The organism is Rothia sp. HMSC08A08, assembly GCF_001808385.1.
GTDB classification, from domain to species: Bacteria; Actinomycetota; Actinomycetes; order Actinomycetales; family Micrococcaceae; genus Rothia; species Rothia dentocariosa.
The window spans coordinates 254,663-272,252 of the sequence record NZ_KV793078.1; the positions used below are offsets into that span (position 1 = coordinate 254,663).

13 protein-coding genes and 1 pseudogene are annotated in these 17,590 nt (G+C 56.1%); 2 read left to right on the forward strand and 12 right to left on the reverse strand.

The window, feature by feature from the left end; genetic code table 11:
- Positions 1–42: 42 nt before the first annotated feature.
- From dapC to HMPREF3164_RS08680, 6 genes are all read right to left on the reverse strand, one after another.
- Positions 43–1,200 carry a succinyldiaminopimelate transaminase gene (gene dapC / locus HMPREF3164_RS08655; RefSeq protein WP_070450491.1) on the reverse strand — a complete coding sequence of 386 codons (1,158 nt, stop codon included), beginning with the start codon at positions 1,198–1,200 and terminating at the stop codon, positions 43–45.
- 176 nt (positions 1,201–1,376) lie between these two features.
- Entirely contained in the window at positions 1,377–1,697 is a 321-nt protein-coding gene (fdxA, locus tag HMPREF3164_RS08660) for a ferredoxin (RefSeq protein WP_004005129.1), read from the reverse strand.
- A 323-nt stretch (positions 1,698–2,020) separates the two neighbouring features.
- Complete coding sequence (locus HMPREF3164_RS08665; protein ID WP_070450494.1) at positions 2,021–3,400, reverse strand: PIG-L family deacetylase; 1,380 nt, start codon at positions 3,398–3,400, stop codon at positions 2,021–2,023.
- A gap of 134 nt (positions 3,401–3,534) precedes the next feature.
- Positions 3,535–5,445 carry a translational GTPase TypA gene (typA, locus tag HMPREF3164_RS08670; protein ID WP_070450497.1) on the reverse strand — a complete coding sequence of 637 codons (1,911 nt, stop codon included), beginning with the start codon at positions 5,443–5,445 and terminating at the stop codon, positions 3,535–3,537.
- A gap of 207 nt (positions 5,446–5,652) precedes the next feature.
- Complete coding sequence (locus HMPREF3164_RS08675; protein WP_070450500.1) at positions 5,653–6,549, reverse strand: NAD(+) diphosphatase; 897 nt, start codon at positions 6,547–6,549, stop codon at positions 5,653–5,655.
- Positions 6,550–6,707: 158 nt separating this feature from the next.
- Positions 6,708–8,879: an acyltransferase family protein gene (locus HMPREF3164_RS08680; protein ID WP_070450503.1), complete on the reverse strand. Its 2,172-nt coding sequence runs from the start codon at positions 8,877–8,879 to the stop codon at positions 6,708–6,710.
- Between the two features lie 397 nt (positions 8,880–9,276).
- Here HMPREF3164_RS08680 and pgi point away from each other — a divergent pair, with 397 nt between their 5' ends.
- Positions 9,277–10,947, forward strand: a complete 1,671-nt coding sequence (pgi, locus tag HMPREF3164_RS08685) for a glucose-6-phosphate isomerase (protein ID WP_070450506.1) — start codon at positions 9,277–9,279, stop codon at positions 10,945–10,947.
- Positions 10,948–11,056: 109 nt separating this feature from the next.
- Here the strand turns inward: pgi and HMPREF3164_RS08690 are convergent, their stop codons facing one another.
- Positions 11,057–11,731 (reverse strand): pyroglutamyl-peptidase I, encoded by a 675-nt coding sequence (locus HMPREF3164_RS08690; RefSeq protein ID WP_070450509.1) that lies wholly within the window; start codon positions 11,729–11,731, stop codon positions 11,057–11,059.
- 36 nt (positions 11,732–11,767) lie between these two features.
- Between HMPREF3164_RS08690 and HMPREF3164_RS08695 the strand changes: the two genes are divergently transcribed.
- Entirely contained in the window at positions 11,768–12,187 is a 420-nt protein-coding gene (locus tag HMPREF3164_RS08695) for a hypothetical protein (protein WP_048753005.1), read from the forward strand.
- Between the two features lie 99 nt (positions 12,188–12,286).
- Here HMPREF3164_RS08695 and HMPREF3164_RS08700 read toward each other — a convergent pair whose 3' ends face one another.
- The 5 genes and pseudogenes from HMPREF3164_RS08700 to HMPREF3164_RS11220 all read right to left on the reverse strand — a co-directional run.
- A complete protein-coding gene (locus tag HMPREF3164_RS08700; protein ID WP_070450511.1) occupies positions 12,287–12,832 on the reverse strand; it encodes an LOG family protein in 546 nt (181 codons plus the stop codon).
- A 160-nt stretch (positions 12,833–12,992) separates the two neighbouring features.
- Positions 12,993–13,469, reverse strand: coding sequence for an NUDIX hydrolase (locus tag HMPREF3164_RS08705; protein WP_070450513.1), 477 nt, complete (start codon positions 13,467–13,469; stop codon positions 12,993–12,995).
- A gap of 42 nt (positions 13,470–13,511) precedes the next feature.
- Positions 13,512–13,889, reverse strand: a complete 378-nt coding sequence (locus HMPREF3164_RS08710; protein ID WP_048779436.1) for a DUF488 domain-containing protein — start codon at positions 13,887–13,889, stop codon at positions 13,512–13,514.
- 754 nt (positions 13,890–14,643) lie between these two features.
- Positions 14,644–16,143, reverse strand: a complete 1,500-nt coding sequence (locus tag HMPREF3164_RS08715; protein WP_070450516.1) for an amino acid permease — start codon at positions 16,141–16,143, stop codon at positions 14,644–14,646.
- Between the two features lie 341 nt (positions 16,144–16,484).
- Positions 16,485–17,590 (reverse strand): annotated as a pseudogene (locus HMPREF3164_RS11220) (hypothetical protein); the annotation flags it as partial.

Sequence of the window (17,590 nt, forward strand, 5' to 3'; positions counted from 1 at the left end):
ATCTTTGTTTCTCAGGCGGTATTTATTCTCTTACGGCATTTCCTATCCCGCGCTCGCCGTAAGACGCTCGGATGCCTTCGCAATATCCTCATCGGATGCGGTCAGCGCGATACGCACATACCCGGCGCCGTCTTCACCGTAGAAGACCCCCGGTCCCGCAACGATTCCCAGCTTGGCCAAACGTTCGATAGACGCCCACGTATCCTCACCGAAAGTGGTCCACAGGTACAGCCCAGCCTCAGAGTTTTCGACGCGCCCGCCTGCGGCGGTAATAGCTGCGAGAAGCTCTTCCCGGCGCGCGCGGTACTTATTTTTCTGCGCCGCCACATGGGCTTCATCTCCTAGGGCAGCAATCAGCGCACGCTGCACGGGGGCGGGAACAATCATCCCGGCGTGCTTGCGGGAGTTGATAAGGTTAGGCATAAGCTGCGCATCACCCGCAATAAACGCGGCACGGTACCCCGCCAGGTTCGACTGTTTTGAGAGCGAATATGCGGCGAAAAGCCCGGTAAAGTCGCCGTCGCATACGCGGGGATCAAGAATAGAGGGCACCCGCTGACCGCCGCGAGCTTCATCCCACGCGCCCCAGCCGAGTTCCGCATAGCATTCGTCGCTGGCTACCACAGCACCAATATCACGTGCCTGCCGCACAATCTCGCGAAGCTCAGCAACATCACGCACCACGCCGTTCGGGTTGGCGGGCGAGTTCACCCACACCAGTCGCACACGCCTGCGCACATCTTCGGGCAGCTCATCAAGCGAATCTGCGGGCACGGACTGCGCGCCAGCGAAGCGAGCCCCCATATCGTAGGTTGGGTACGCCACGCGCGGGTAAACCACCACATCGCGCTCTTGAGTGCCGGGGTCAGTTCCTAGTCCCAGTAGAAACGGAAGCCACGCCACAAGTTCTTTGGAACCAACCGTAGGCATCACCTGGTCGGTGCTTAGCCCGGTGACCCCGCGGCGGCGTGCAAACCAGTCTACGATCGCCTGGCGCAGTTCAACAGTTCCGTGCGTGGTCGGGTATCCGGGGGCGTCGGATGCGACGGTGAGCGCATCCTGAATCAGCTGCGGGGTGTCATCGACCGGGGTGCCGATGGAGAGGTCTATGGTCCCACCCGGATGTTCGGCAGCAAGTTTGCGGTAGGGAATAAGGGTTTCCCAGGGGTATTCGGGTAGATCTAGACCGTAGGCACGCATGGTTCTCCTTGTGCGGCGTTGTAAACCGGCAGATACCGGCTGTTCTTTCGTGCGTAGTCATTGTATCGCGCGTTTGAGTGCTGAGGGTATGGCAAAGCCCCCGTTCCCAGCGTGCGAGATCCGGGGGCTTTAGCCTGTCTTAAGTTTTCAACGTGAGGGTGCGCCGAATGCGCCAGCTACTCCCCCTGCGGTGGTAGGGCAGCGATGAAGGGTACGTCTTTACCGGTTGGTCCCATCTTCGCGGCACCGCCGGGTGAGCCGAGGTCGTCGAAGAATTCGGCGTTGGCGGTAATGTATTCGGACCATTCTTCGGGTACGTCATCTTCATAGTAGATAGCCTCGACGGGGCAGACGGGTTCGCAGGCTCCGCAGTCCACGCATTCATCGGGGTGGATATACAGTGTGCGGTCACCCTCGTAGATGCAGTCAACGGGGCATTCCTCAACGCAGGCGCGATCTTTCACGTCCACGCAGGGCAGTGCAATTACGTAAGTCATGGGTGCCTTTCTAAACCTAGCAGCGTGTGCCTGCCCTGTAATCCTGCAGGGTCGTCGTCCGGCACACGTCGTCACGAGGGTTATGACCTCGTGGAAGTCTGTGTATAAGTCTAGCTTGCACAGGGCATTTAAGCAGATTTTCGTGTCGTAGCAGACAGCCATAATGCAGCCCTTCGTCGGCATTTTTTAGGCTAGGCTTTCCTGCGAGTAAATATTATTTCCCCTAGTCAGAGCCAATAAATTAAAATATAAATTCCAATAAGTTATATTAATCACAACATTTTTCGTGACGCCTCTATGTCATTCTTTAGCTTCATCACAGCTTATGGTGCAGTGCGCGAAGAATTATTAAGCGTTTGAGCTCGGCGCGCTTTCTCTTCGGCCCTGCTATGGCGCAAATGGACCTGCCGCGGGGTGTTATAGAAGGCGTTTCCTTCTTTGGTACGGGTAAAGACGAAAAAGGCAAGCAGAGAGATAACGGGCGTACCCAAAAGCCATAGTGTGCCGTATAAACCAATCGGCGGGTAGTCCGGGTTTACCAGTACGAAGGGCGAATCCGGGCGCATAAAGGCAAGCGCATATATCACCAGGAATGCGAAGGCACCGGTGATAACCGTTGCCCCGCCGCGACGTAGCGCGAGGGAAGCCCACAGCGATGCAAAAAATACGGTGGCGAAGCCGAACACGAGCCCGACAGGAAGCGGAGTTTCGCCCGTATACATGACCCAGGCGTGGTAGATTGAGCCCGCAATACCTGCGAGGATTCCCAGAAGAATGCACGTTATCAGAAGCGATACGATGCCTGCCTGTGTGGGGGTTTCGGGAATTTTGCGCTGTGCGTTACCGTCGAGCAGGCGGTAGGTTTCAACCGCCGAAATTTTCTGCTCTACCTTGTTTGAGAATTCAAAGGTGGTATCCCCGGTGACCACGATCTGCGTTCCGTGGGCTTTCATCGCTTCACGTTTGGCCTCGACTGAGCCGGTGATAGCGCATTGTTGGCGCGCATCCTGTTCTGAGAATTCTCCTTCAATACCCCAGGTCAGTATGGGGCGGTCGTTACTATCGCCCAAGATTTTGAGTGCTTCAAGCACGGCCTGGTGCGTGCGCACATGGTCGGGGTGCCCGTAGCCCCCGTCGAGGTCATAGGTGATCAGAACATCGGGCTTAATATCGCGAATGGCATTAGCAATAGCCTCGGCCTGCGGGGCAATCGGCTGGGCGGTCAAGGAATCTTCACTCGCCTTCGGGTTCGCCACCGGTTTACCGTCTTTGCCCCACGCCATGCCGGAATCACGGTAGATGTTGAGCGCGCCCGGCGCCGTGGCGGGTTCCTCGCCCAGGAAGAAACGCTTGCGCACACCCAGCTTTGCCGTCGCATTGTTAAGTTCAACGCTGCGGTACTCCCCCAGTGCCTCGCCGTTGTCGCTGTTGCCGGGTTTGCCCACTTCAAGATGCTGCAGCTTCGGCGGAATGACTTCTCCCATTTCGCCTCGGGTGAGGGTCAGCAAATGTACCTTGGCACCCTTCTTGGCGTAGTACGCCATCGTTGCGCCTGTTGCCGTGGTCTCGTCGTCTGGATGCGCGTGTACGAACAGCATCACTGCCTCGGAGGGCGTGTAGCCGCTCGGCAGTAGGTCGCGTTTCGCGTTTTTCATCAGGTGCTCCCCCTGGGCGGGGTACTGCGGCGCGGAAGTTTCAGGCATAGTGTCAGGTGACCTTCTGTCAAAGAACAGTTCTTCTATATCTTAAACCACAACCGGGAGCGGTACGGTCATCGTTGCTTGTCATGACGACAAACGCCCGTACTGCTCCCGGCAGTTAGCTATGCTTGTGCACCCTAGTTGGCGCGGGCACGACGGCGGAATTCACGCACTCGCTCGTTCGCATCCAGAATAACCTTGCGGATGCGAATAGCTTCGGGAGTGACTTCCACACATTCGTCTTCGCGGGCGAATTCAAGGCATTCTTCCAGCGTGAGCTTCTTGGGCGGGGTCAGATTCTCGAAGCTGTCTGCGGTGGAGGAACGCATATTGGTCAGCTTCTTTTCCTTGGTGATATTCACTTCCATATCGTCCGCACGAGAGTTCATGCCCACGACCATGCCCTCGTATACTTCGGAGGTCGGTTCCACGAAGAAGGTGCCGCGCTCCTGCAGGTTAATCATGGCGTAAGGGGTAACCACACCGGCACGGTCGGCGATCATTGAGCCATTGGTGCGGTACTCAATATCGCCAGCCCAGGGTTCGGGGTCGATCGAGTACGACGACGAGATACCGGCGCCGCGGGTTTCGGTGAGGAACTGGGTGCGGAATCCAATCAGACCGCGCGCGGGTACCGCAAATTCCATGCGCACCCAGCCGGTACCGTGGTTCGACATGTTCTCCATGCGCCCCTTACGTGCCGCCATCAGCTGGGTTACGGCACCCAGGTGCTCTTCGGGCACATCAATAATCATGTGTTCCATCGGTTCGTACAGTTTGCCGTCGATGGTTTTGGTGACTACCTGCGGTTTACCCACGGTCAGTTCGAAGCCCTCGCGGCGCATCTGCTCCACCAAAATAGCGAGGGCAAGCTCGCCGCGGCCCTGAACTTCCCAAGCATCCGGGCGCTGGGTGGGCAGAACCTTGATGGAGACGTTACCGATAAGCTCGCGGTCAAGACGGTCCTTGACCTGGCGTGCGGTCACCTTCGCACCCTTGACCCGGCCCGCCATCGGAGAGGTGTTAATACCGATGGTCATGGAGATCGCCGGGTCGTCCACCTTAATAAGCGGCAGCGGCTTGGGGTTTTCGGCGTCGGTCAGGGTTTCACCAATGGTAATGTCTTCGATACCGGCGACCGCCACGATTTCGCCGGGACCTGCTTCTTCGGCGGGAACACGTTCGAGCGCTTTGGTTGCCAGCAGCTCGGAGATACGCACGTTCTTAATATCGCCATCTTGACGTGCCCAGGCTACGGTCTGTCCCTTCTTGAGGGTGCCGTTGAAGATACGCACGAGCGCCAGACGGCCCAGGAACGGCGAAGAGTCAAGGTTGGTCACATGCGCCTGCAGCACCTCATCAGGGTTGTAGGTGGGGGCGGGCACATGCTCGATAATGGTCTTAAACAGCGGTTCCAAGTCGTCATTATCGGGTAGAGCGCCGTCGGCGGGTTGGTTCAGCGATGCGGCGCCAGCCTTGCCGGAGGCGTAGACGACCGGCACATCGAGCACGCTGTCGAGGTCAAGGTCGGGTACCTCCTCGGCCAGGTCAGATGCCAAGCCGAGCAGCAAATCCATAGTTTCGCTGACGACCTCGTCGATGCGCGCATCCGGGCGGTCCACCTTGTTCACCACCAAAATGACGGGCAGCTTCGCGGCGAGTGCCTTGCGCAGCACGAAGCGGGTCTGCGGCAGCGGGCCTTCAGAGGCGTCCACGAGCAGCACCACGCCATCGACCATAGAAAGGCCGCGTTCGACTTCGCCGCCGAAGTCGGCGTGTCCGGGGGTATCGATCACGTTGATGGTGATAGTTTCACCGTTCGCGGAGGGTCCATCGTAGAACACGGTGGTGTTCTTCGCGAGGATGGTAATGCCTTTTTCCTTTTCAAGGTCGCCGGAGTCCATAACGCGGTCTTCGACGTCTGCGTGCGCCGAGAACGCGTGGGTCTGCTTGAGCATCGCATCCACGATGGTGGTTTTGCCGTGGTCAACGTGTGCCACGATCGCCACGTTGCGCAAATCAGGGCGCGAAGCGGTGTTTTCAGACATGCGTAATTTTTCTCGCTTAAATCTAGGGAATACTAGGGGCACGCCGCGTTAGATGCGTAAGCTTAAATACGCAACGCGGATATCAGTGCGTGCATGCCCGAGCGTTCTCGTGCGGGCGCGCCAAAACGCGCCTCTGCCTCGGGCTTACCTATCCAGTGTACCACTTGCCCTAGTTTGTCTTGGGCGCAGGTTTTAGTCGGCTTCGACTCAGCACCCGGCATTTTTCTCGTGCAGCCAATCGTCCAGCATGCGGCGGGCGACCGCGTTCGTGCCAGGAAGCTCCAGTTTGGGCACTCCTTGTTTCTGGCGTATAGCTTCAGATTCGGTGATAGCCTGCGCCAACTCGGGCGCGGTGAACCAGCGTGCGGCCCGGATTTCTCCGTCCAGATGTTCCACGGGTTGAGTGTCATCGACCGTTACCCGGTAGCAGATCATGAGCGAGCGCGGGAAGGGCCACACATCGCTCATGCGGTAGTCAAGGTTGAGAGCCTGCAGCCCGGTTTCTTCATAGACTTCGCGGGCTACTGCCTGTTCCAGGTTCTCGCCGGGATCCACGAACCCGGCGATGAGGGCGAAGCGGTTTTCGTGCCAGAGCCGGTTATTCGCCAACAGCACCCGTTCGCCGTCGCGGCTGAGGACGAGCGCCATAACCGCCGGTTCGATGCGCGGGAATACGAGCTCGCCGGATGCGGTGCGCCGCACCTGGCGTTCCCCGTCGATCAGCGCGGGATCTCCCGAATACGCGGAATACTCCATTTCAAGAAGGTAGTCGCGTTTAGCAAGGGCGGCGGCGTAGCGGGCGCGCCCGGCGGGGTCTTCGTGCACGGGGTAGAACCAGAACCCATTCTGCGATGCGGTGATGGGCGCATCCGTGTTAGCTCGGGAGAGATCTTCTGCGAGCGCGAGCAGTTCTTCATCCTCCAGGTAGGCTGCGTGGTAATCGGTGCCTTCCCGGTCGGCAGGCTTTCTAAATTTAGGTTCCAGGCTGGTTTCGATGATGGTGTTTTGTGGCGCTTCAGGCAGGTAATGAACGGTTCCGTCACGGTTCATGAGAGTTTCTCCACGTCGAGAAATAACCAGGTAAAGATTCTGCTGCACGCTCATGGTTTCCACTCTACCGCATACGGCCTTCACTCCCCCGCCTATGCGGCCTGATATGCCTAAAATCTGCCCGAAATCTGCGTACGTGATGCGCCCCCGCTCATCTGGCATAAGCGAGGGCGTATCTCACGCGGTCTATTCACGTGCCTGGTGCTCTGGGGTTATGAACCTGGGTATCCTTCCGGCTTCCACCCTGCGGCGAGGGCACGCTCATATATTGTCTCTGCGAGAGTATGTTCGAAGGCTTTGGTGAGGTGGTTAGTATCCGCGTACACGTATACGTTGCCGATGACCGAGCGGCATAGACCGTCCGGGCAGTAGATATCCTTCAAATCAATCAGGTAGGCACCACGGTCTGCATATTTCTCGAAAATTGGTGCGGCGGGATTATCACCGTATTTCTGCTCAATGGGTTCAGAACAGCTGCTCTTATCCCCCTGAGCCCTAATCGCACACACATACATATCTTGAGCAAATCGCGGGTTATCGCGCAGACCAATCACCTGGATGCCCGCGTCAGTGAAGACGCGCAGGGTTTCGTCGAGGTTGGGGTCTGCGGTCTCAGCATCAGCGCTTGTGTCGGTCGTGGTTGCGATAATCACTACGGTCGTCGGCTTAAGGCGCAGAATTTCTTCCGTGGCTTTCTGTGAGAACGCGATACAGCGTTTCTTGCGGTCGTTGAGATAGCCCTCGGGGGCTGCGAATGGGTAAGGGCATCCTGTCTCTAGAAGGTTCATCTGATTGGTGCCGGTGCGCTGGGCAATAGGCTCGAACGCAGCCGTCATCTGTAATGCGTGCGAGCTGCCAACAACAATGGTGAGGGGTGCCGAATCGTCCCCATTCTGTTTGACGGCGCAGGACGTATTCAGAGATTCATGCATGGGGGTAAAGGGTGCGGGGCATCCCTCTCCCCAGTCAGCGAGCATGCCGTAGATGGGGATATCCTGCGGAATAGGCTTTGATACGCGCGACATTTGGTCCGTGCCGACTGCTCGGGCGCCTGGATATGTTGCCTCATCATTTTTCACTAGCTCTTCAGTATTCTGGATCACGGTTATATCGCGTTGCTGTGCCCAGGCGCGAACGCTCAGAACAGGAGCTCCGATCACCAGCAGAATCACGAGTACATAGGCGAGCTGATTCACCCAAAGAGTGGGGGTGAAAATCGTGGTCACGCGCAGTTTCGAGACCGTTTTATCAAGAAATACGCCGGATCGGCTGCGCAGCGGCTTCTCGATATAGGTGCTCAAAACCCATGCCAAACCGATTGAAACGGCGATAATCACCGTGCCTTCCAGAAAATTCACGCGAGGTTTATTAACCGCAGCACTGTAGAGCACGAGCAGGGGCCAGTGCACCAGGTACAGGGCGTAAGAAATATTGCCCAAGCTTTGCAACGGCGTGGAGACTAGCAGACGGTCGATCGCGAATTTATGGTCGGTGCGCCCGGCGATCATCACCAGCGCGCCGGAGAGCACGGGCCACAGCGCCAGGTAGCCAGGGAAAGTTCGTTCAACCGGTAAAACAGCGCCGCAGGTTACTAATCCCAGAGCTCCCGCCCATCCCATTACCACGCGGGTTCTCACATGGCGAGGCTTCCATTTCAGCGTCATCACCGCAAGCAGAGTACCAATCGCAAACTCCCACAGGCGGGGGCGGGTATCAAAATATGCGTAGGCGGAAATCTGCTTTGTCTCCCAGATTGAGAAGGCAAACGAGGTCATGAATACAGTGCCGAATACCGTTACCGCCGCGGGTACGGGCTTGAAGCGTACCCGATGCACGAGAAACGCAGCCACCGCGAAAAGTATCGGCCAGAGCAGGAAAATTTGTCCCTGAATCGAGAGCGACCAGAAATGCTGGAAGGGCGATTTATCGCTTATACCCTGAGCAAAATAATTGACCGCACCGTTCGCCAGGTTCCAATTCTGGTAGTAAAACAGCGAGGCTTGGGCATCAACGGCGCGCGCGTTCCAATACAGCGCTGGCAAGATAGCTAAGGAAGCCGCAAGAGTCAGCACAATCATCACGGCTGCAGCAGGCAACAGGCGCGCGAACACATGAGTCCAGTAGGCCAGCAGGTTCAGCGCTTTGCCCTCGTTGATTTTCCGCATGAACGAGAGCGAAAGCAAGAAAGCCGAGATGAAGAGAAAAACATCCACACCGCCGGAGACTTTGCCGATCCATACGTGGTAAAGCACCACGAGAAGCACGGCGAAGGCGCGCAAACCCTGAATTTCGGGGCGGAATCCGCGAGAATCTAGGAACGATTCATACGGCGGGGGATGCTCTGCAGCGGGTACACGAATTCCCCGCAGCGGGTTTATAGGCATAAACAATATCCTGGAGTGAATGAGTGAGTTTTCATGATGCACAGCGCCGTCGAGAACTTCCACGCACGCTATACGAAAGTCGGCATCGCTCGTGCCCGCATTACCGGATGCACCGAGGCAGGTCTATAAAGACGTCCCCAGTCTACCACCGGTATTCTCCCAAATGTACGCGCGTTTTCGTGTACATTTAGGGGACGGTTTGCTAACCCTTGAGGGCACCCTGAGGATTCGTAAAATCTCCCCTCCAATGCGCGCCGTTCATAGGATAATGCCTGGCGGGAATTATGCACCGCACCCAAACGTTGTGGTCACCAAAAGCGCAAGAACGCGCAAAACCTTCAGGTAAACGCCTGTATAAAGGTGACATCACCGGGTTGAAAGAGAGAAAATAAGAACCATGACTATTACGAACCCGACGACCACCAGCGCGTGGTCAGCACTAACCCAGCACAAAGCATCGCTCACTCCGAATCTGCGAGCCTGGTTCGAGCAGGATCCTTCCCGCGCCCAGAAATTTAGTTTTGATGCCGCAGACCTGCACGTAGACCTCTCGAAGAACCTCATTACCGAAGAGACCGTGCAGCTTTTGCTCAAACTCGCCAAAGAGGTGAACCTCGCCGAACGCCGCGATGCTATGTTCGCAGGCGAACATATTAACGTGACCGAGGACCGCGCGGTTCTGCACACCGCGCTGCGCCGCCCCAAGGGTTACTCCCCCGCCCTCGTTGTTGATGGGCAGGATGTCGATAGCGATGTTCACGCCGTTCTGAACAAGATTTACGCTTTTGCCGATCGTGTGCGTTCGGGCGAGTGGACCGGCGTGAGCGGCAAGCGCATCGAGACCGTGGTGAATATTGGTATTGGCGGTTCTGACCTTGGTCCCGTGATGGTGTACGAGGCGCTTAAGCCTTACGCCGATGCCGGGATTTCCGCACGGTTCATCTCAAATATCGACCCGACCGATGTTGCCGAAAAAGTTTCTGATCTTGACCCCGAAACTACCCTGATCATCGTTGCTTCGAAGACCTTCGGCACCCTAGAAACCCTGACCAACGCTCGTGTGGCACGCGACTGGCTGCTCACCGCGCTTGGCGAGGCGAACGCCCTGCAGGGAAAAACCGCAGAAGAAGCCGTGGCTCAGCACTTTATCGCCGTTTCAACCGCGCTCGATAAGGTTGCTGCCTTCGGCATTGACCCCGAAAATGCCTTCGGCTTCTGGGACTGGGTAGGCGGTCGCTACTCCGTAGACTCGGCGATCGGTACCTCGCTGGCCATCGTCTTCGGCCCGAAGGTATTCGAAGAATTCCTCGCGGGCTTCCACGCCATGGACGAGCACTTCCGCACTGCGCCCTTTGAAAAGAACGTGCCCGTACTCATGGGCTTGCTTAACGTATGGTACGTGAACTTCTTGGGTGCCGAAACCCACGCGGTTCTACCCTACGACCAGTACCTGCACCGTTTTCCCGCCTATCTGCAGCAACTTACCATGGAGTCCAACGGTAAATCCGTGCGCGCCGACGGTTCCTTCGTGGACTACTCCACGGGCGAGGTTTTCTGGGGCGAGCCCGGCACCAACGGTCAGCACGCTTTCTACCAGCTTATCCACCAGGGCACCCGCCTTATCCCTGCGGACTTCCTGGCCTTCGCCAACCCGGCTCACCCCACCAAGGATGGCGAGCAGGATGTGCACGAACTCTTCCTCGCAAACTTCTTTGCACAGACTCAGGCGCTCGCTTTCGGCAAGACCGAGGATGAGGTACGCGCCGAAGGTACCGCCGAGCACGTGGTAAACGCCCGTATCTTCAGCGGCAACCGTCCTTCGACCTCTATCATGGCCTCCCGCCTGACCCCGCGTGTGCTGGGCGAGCTGATTGCCCTCTATGAGCACATCACCTTTGTGCAGGGTATCGTGTGGGGTATCGATTCCTTCGACCAGTGGGGCGTCGAACTCGGCAAGAAGCTGGCGCTCGATCTGGTGCCCGCTATCAAAGGCGACCGCGAGGTTCTGGAACGCCAGGATTCTTCGACCGCATCCCTGATCGACCACTACCTTAAGCACCGCAAGTAGCAGTGTCTTAAGCTAATATGCGCGGTGCCCCCGATGAATGTCTGATCGGGGGCACCGCGTTTTAACCGCCGCTTTCGTTCGTCTTCCCAGTTCTACGGCATGAATGAGCCTACATAACCTTGAGGGTATCGCGCACCAGCTCCGCCACGATTCGCGCAACCACCGACTCAGGCAGAGTAGGCACCGATTCGCCCTCTACTCCCCCAGCATCGGCATGTGCAGTAAACGTTGTCTGTGCGTCAGAGGGCTCATGATCGACTTGCGTGGCGGGAATATGCACAAACCCCGCAGGAATCCGCCGCCCCTGGCGTTCCAGAATACGGTGTACCTCATAAAATACGTGGTTGCACACATAAGTTCCGGCGGTGTACGAAATCTCAACCGGTAGCCCCACACCGCGCAAACGCTCATAGCTTGCCCGCACCGGCAGGGTCGAAAAATACGCTTCGCGTCCATCCGAGGTAATCGCCTCATCCACACGCACCACACCGTCATTATCCTCAATATCGGCGGAGTCCAGGTTGATAGCAACCCTCTCAAAGCTCACCTTATCCCGTCCGACTGCCACACCCAAGCTGAGCACCGCATCCGGGCGAATATCGGTCAGCATCTCCCCTAAAGCTTCTGAAGAACCCGCATAGCTCACCGGAACCTCACGGGTTACAACCCGTACCGCAGATTCGTCGGCAAGTACATCAGCCACCTGCCGCGCTGTTACCCCGCTCGGGTTCACGCTCACGCCGGGAAACGGGCCGAAATAGGTGATGAGAAGGGTCTTTGTCATCGTTGTCCTTTACACGTCGTCGGGTACCCTAGAGGTATGGCACGCACACACCGTCACAAAGAAGAACCCGTTTTTCTTCTCCAGGATACCCCCGATGCCCTGCGCGAAATCGGCGTTGATGATGAGCAGGAGGCACTAGCCGCTGTTCGTGAACCCGCACAGGCGTTAGAAGGTGCTTCGTTCCTTCAGGCGGTGGGGCGGTTTTACCGTTTCTATACGCTCGGTCGCGGACACGCCAGCCGTTCCGAAGTGCTGTGGGCATTACTCTATTTGACACTCACCACCGGCGTGGTACTGGGGTTGACGGTCTATCTGGGCATGCTCTCAGAAGACCCTCACATGGAGTCCCTGATTCGGGTTCTCTATATGCTGATGATGACGCTCACGCCCGTATGGATTATTGTGCATATTCTGCCGCTTTCTTCGCTTCTGAGCAGGGCGCGCGGTAAAAACTAGTTCGTGCGCGAACATCTCATCTGACGGGTGATGCAAAAACGCCCGCAGCACTCAGGCTACGGGCATGTAAAGGGCTAGGTTCTCCAGAACTTCAACGGGCTATTTCCTAAGCACCTTCATAAGCTCTTCGGGAGTGTCAACAACAATCAAACGTTCCAGGTATGAAGGGCGTAAAAGCTCAGTGCTAGCCATATATTGCATCGCCTCAACGAGCTTATCCCAGTACCCATTAACATTCAGGAGCGCCACAGGCTTCGTGTGAATCTTGAGGAATTGCCAGCTAAATACCTCGAAAAATTCTTCCAAAGTTCCGGGGCCACCGGGCATCGCAACGAAGGCGTCGGCCTTATTAATCATGGCGATCTTACGCTGATGCATGGTATCGACAATATCGAGGGTTGTCTGCCCGGGGTACACGCCCTCCCACTCCACGAGCTGGTGGGTGACCACGCCGTAGACTTTGCCGCCCGCATCCAGGGTCGCGCCCGCGACGGTTCCCATCAGACCGGTGCGGCCGCCTCCATAAACTACCCCCACGCCACGTTTTGCGCATAGGGTTCCCAACTCACGGGCGCAGGCGGCAAAATCGGGGTCATTGCCCATAGTAGCGCCGCAATACACGGCAAGGTTAAAACTATCTCTCATGTTCTGCTTCTTTCATCGGATGCGTTCATACACGCGACGGTGCGTGGAACGCGTGCGTCAACGTAAAATTTTTACGGGTGATTTATCCCTATGCACCCTACCGCCCCCGCGCAGCCGAGCGCAAGCCTTATCGCTCATATCGCGCATATTTTCAGCGGATTCACAGAGGCACCGATGGCGTTTCGCCAGGACTTATTCTGCAGATAAGCGGGAATATACACTCAGTGTTCAGAGGTGCCTGATCGGCATAGTCCGCTGCGGGGTCTACCCAACGTAATTCAGCAATTTCGGCATGCGGGCTCAGCTGCTCAAGTATCTTTTCCTCTTGCGGATGCGGCACATACTCAAAAGTTTCGGCACGTACCACGAATCCGCTTTCGTTCAGGGCGGGGGCGTCAAACTTGCCAAGGTACACCATCTGGGCAGGATCCGGCGCAAATCCCAGCTCTTCAGTAACCTCACGCACCGCCGTATGCAAGGGGCTCTCCCCCGCATCGGGTTTACCTCCGGGCATCATAAACCCATGTGAGGCGGCTTTACGCACGGTCAGTACGTGCCCGGCGTGATTGCGGATTACCACTGCAGAAACATGCACAATTCTCTGTGCCGTATCAATTGCTGAATGTTCATCAACCATCTTTCTACAGTAGCTTATGTACAGCGCGTATCAGCCAAAATTTCAGAGGCTCTTCAGCCGGTCTATGAGGTAATCACGCAGAATGACTGCGTGGTTGCAGGTAGGACTCTTAGCGCCGTACAAAAGCGTAACGCGAGAGGACTGGAGCTTCTGCGCACCCGCAACCATACGCTCAAGCTCGGGGTGCACCTCTGAATTACTGTCAAGCTCGTTCAGATAGCGTTGTTTGAAGGATTCAAAATTCTCTGGTTTATGCCCAAAATCTCGGCGAGCCTCCGTCGAAGGAGCTAAGTCCTTCGCCCATTCATCAAGATGAGCCTTATCTTTTGAGACTCCGCGCGGCCAAAGCCTATCAACGAGTACCCGGTATCCGTCATCCGGGGAAGGCTCTTCATATATGCGTTTAATAACTATATCCATAGTGCCAATCCTACGCCGGAGAATCTGTCTGGTACACCTAACGTTAAGATAGGTGGCCCGCCAGGATATGTACATTATCGATGTATGACTACATGCTCTATATATATGATATTTTTCCGGACGAAAGTATTTTCTAATTTTATTGTGGAGTATATATAAAAATTTTCATCATCAAAAGAAAATACTGCCGCGTCTAAATCCCCAGTTTTAGTGCGTTCACATCAATTCCTGCACGGGCAGGCTTAGACCCCCGCCGTGCCTCTACCCTAAACACGCTACGGGGGTCTTATCCTAGCTTGAGCATTCATGTCTGTGCTTTTTCCCAGAGGGCACATCCCCTGAAAACAGTGAGTGCTTCAAACGAATCTATACATCCCCGACGATACCTTACGGGGTATTCTCATAGAGCGCTCACATGAGGCTTAACCGATCGTAAACCTACGCATGCACGAACCAAAGGTCAGGAAGCTTCATATCGTACATAAGAGAAGGTTCACAATAGTGAACGTTCTATGTCTTTACAAAGATACCCTGCTCACAACACGGAGGTAAAGCATTTCGGGCAAACTTTATTATATCTTTATATTTACCCACGGAGTTGAAACATATATACCGTTAAAAAATGGTACTACCGCATAATAGTTTACCGTGAAACTCTTTATCAAAATGTGATTTTATAGCAATAAAACCCGCCGGGGAATACCTCACGATATTCCTCCGGCGGTCTTTTTATTGATAATTCCGTTCGCCGAAATTACTTGCCCGTTTTAACCTCAAGACCCGAGACATCCACCTGTTCCAGCGGAATCAAACGGTCGCGGGTTACGATAGCGTGAATAGCCCAAACTGCCACAAAGACCGGCAGGCCTATATATGAGCTCATCACGCCCACCCAGTCTCCCGCAAGGATCGCCTCGTAGTTCTGCCCACCGATCACCAGCAGACACATAATGAAGGCAATAATCGGCCCCACCGGGAAGAAGGGCGCCGTATAGGGAAGGTCGTTAAGGCTATGCCCCTGCCGCATGTAGGCGCGGCGGAACCTATAGTGCGCCACCGCGATACCAACCCAGGTAATGAAACCGGCTAGACCCGAAACATTAACTAGCCACAGGTAGGCCGCATCCGGCGAAATAACGGAGGCGATAAATCCGATAGCTCCCACGGCGGAAGTTGCCATGAGGGCGGGCATCGGCACGCCCCCCTTATTGACCTTCGTGAAAATCTTGGGGGCTTTACCCTCCTGCGCGAGTGAGAACAACATGCGTGCCGAAACATAGAGACCCGAGTTACCTGCAGAGAGCACGGCGGTAAGAATCACGGCGTTCATCGCTGCAGCGGCGAAGGCAATACCGGCTCGCTCAAAGATAAGGGTGAAGGGAGAAATGTTAATATCGCCTTCGGCTGCGGTGAGCAGATTCGGATCGGTGTAAGGAATAAGGAATCCTATAACCACCATGGCACCGATATAGAACAGCATGATGCGCCAGAATACGCTGGTGAGTGCGCGCGGCACATCGCGACGGGGGTTCTTGGATTCTCCGGCGGCAATACCGATCATCTCGGTACCCTGGAAGGAGAACCCGGCGACCATGAAGATAGCGAAAATAGCGACGGGCCCGCCTACAAAAGGAGCTTCGCCCGTGGTCCAGTTTGAGGTACCCGGTGATGCACCTCCGAGAACCCCGAAGATCATCGCGATTCCCGCAATTAAGAACACAATAACGGTGACCACCTTAATAGTGGCAAGCCAGAATTCGCCCTCACCGTAGGCTTTGGCAGAAAGAGCATTAAGCCCCGTCAAGAGAACTAAGAAGATGCCCGCCCACACCCACGAGGGAGTTTCAGGAAGCCAATACTTCATCACTTCCCCGACCGCTACAAGCTCGGCCGCGACGGTGATTGCCCAGTTAAACCAGTAGTTCCACCCCATGGCAAACCCGAAGGATGATGAAACGTAACGTGTTGCGTAGGTTTGAAACGAACCTGGGACGGGCAGATGCGCTGCCATCTCACCCAGAGACTGCATGAGGAACAGCACCATAATACCGATCAGCCCGTAAGCAACGATAGCGCCGCCCGGCCCGGCGGTAGAGATAGTTTTGCCGGATGCAACAAACAGACCGGTGCCGATAGCGCCGCCGATGGCGATCATCTGCATATGACGTGCCGAAAGACCGCGTTTCAGATCAGTATCTGCAGCAGCATCACTCGCATCCGATGCTGACGAAGACTGTTGTGAAGTTTGTGCCATTGTTTTCTCTCTATTCTGAAACTTCCCAGATATGCGGGTGTCACACAGCCATCAGCTTTCTCCTGGTGTTCCCTCAATATCTAAGCCGGAAGATCTTATGTGCGTATCCTCTGAAGAAACGCCGTTACGGCATCCTGAAGTATTTCTAATGATGCCTAAATTTTTCTAATCAAGCTCTAATACTACATCTCTCATACGTGCTACGCCACTTCGAAAGCTGTATGTGCACTGCCCCCCCATCTAGGCAATAACCGTCTTTACGCACAAAAACGGGGTGGATACCTCATGAGAGAGATACCCACCCCGAATTTGTAACCTCTATAACGACAATTCGTCGTTAATTAGGCCTTGTTGCGGCGAGTCAACAGAACCACAAGTCCGGTCATCAGGGAGAGCAGACCCAGCCCAGCGGCGAACAGAACGCCACTGACACCGGTGTGTGCCAAGCTTCCTGACTTCTGGGAGCTCGCGGAGCTACCGTTGTCTGCCTGAGTGGCCTGGTTAACAGCTGCGTTGCCGCCGCCGTTCACCTGTGCGGAACCGCCGTTGCCGTTATCGCCAACGAGACCGGCGCCACCGCCATTAACATTGGGAGCATTGCCGACGAGGCCGGCGCCGCCACCATTGTTATTCTCAGAACCGTTGCCAACAAGACCGGCGCCGCCACCATTAACATCTTCAGAAGCATTGGTGTTCACGGCCTCGCTACCGCGGGATACCGCGCCAGCGTTGAGGTCAATATCGACATCGTTGCTGATGGTCACAGTACCCTGACGCTGGGGAGCCCGGTTGTCACCGGTCTGACCCAAACCACCCCGACCGTTGTCGGAATCGTTATCAGCAGTCAGGCCCAGTCCGCCATGATCTTGATGACGCTGCTGCTCCTGGAGGATTTCGCCTTCAGAAGTGCGAGTGTAGCTCTCGCTCAGCTGACCGAACTGTGCACCCTGGCTTTCGCTTCCGGTAGCCTGTTCAGTTTCGGTGGTGGTGTTGCCACCAACCTGACCGAGACCGCCCTGACCAGTGGTGTCAGGAGCTACCGACTGCGGGGTATCGCCAGTCTGACCCAAACCGCCCTGACCGTTAGGTGCGGGCGTATTTCCAGCATTACCTGGGGTGTTAGGAGTAGCGTTATCGCCTACCCAACCAAGACCGCCGTGACCGTTAGGTGCGGGCGTTACGGCATTATTTTCCCCAGGAGTTACCTGAAAAAAATTACCGCCGCCTTGGAAGCAGTCGTCACCACCGTTGTCCCACTGACCCCAGCCGGGAACGGTTGCACCAAAGTCCCAGCCACCTTGATAGTGACCGCTGAGGTTGAAGTCACCTTCGTAGTAGCCGCCGCCACCGATGTTCCAGTCGCCGCCACCGTTGTTGTTATCGGGGAGGCTGGGATCGGGGGTGCCGGGCTGGCCGGGGGTACCAGGCTGACCGGGCTGACCAGGCT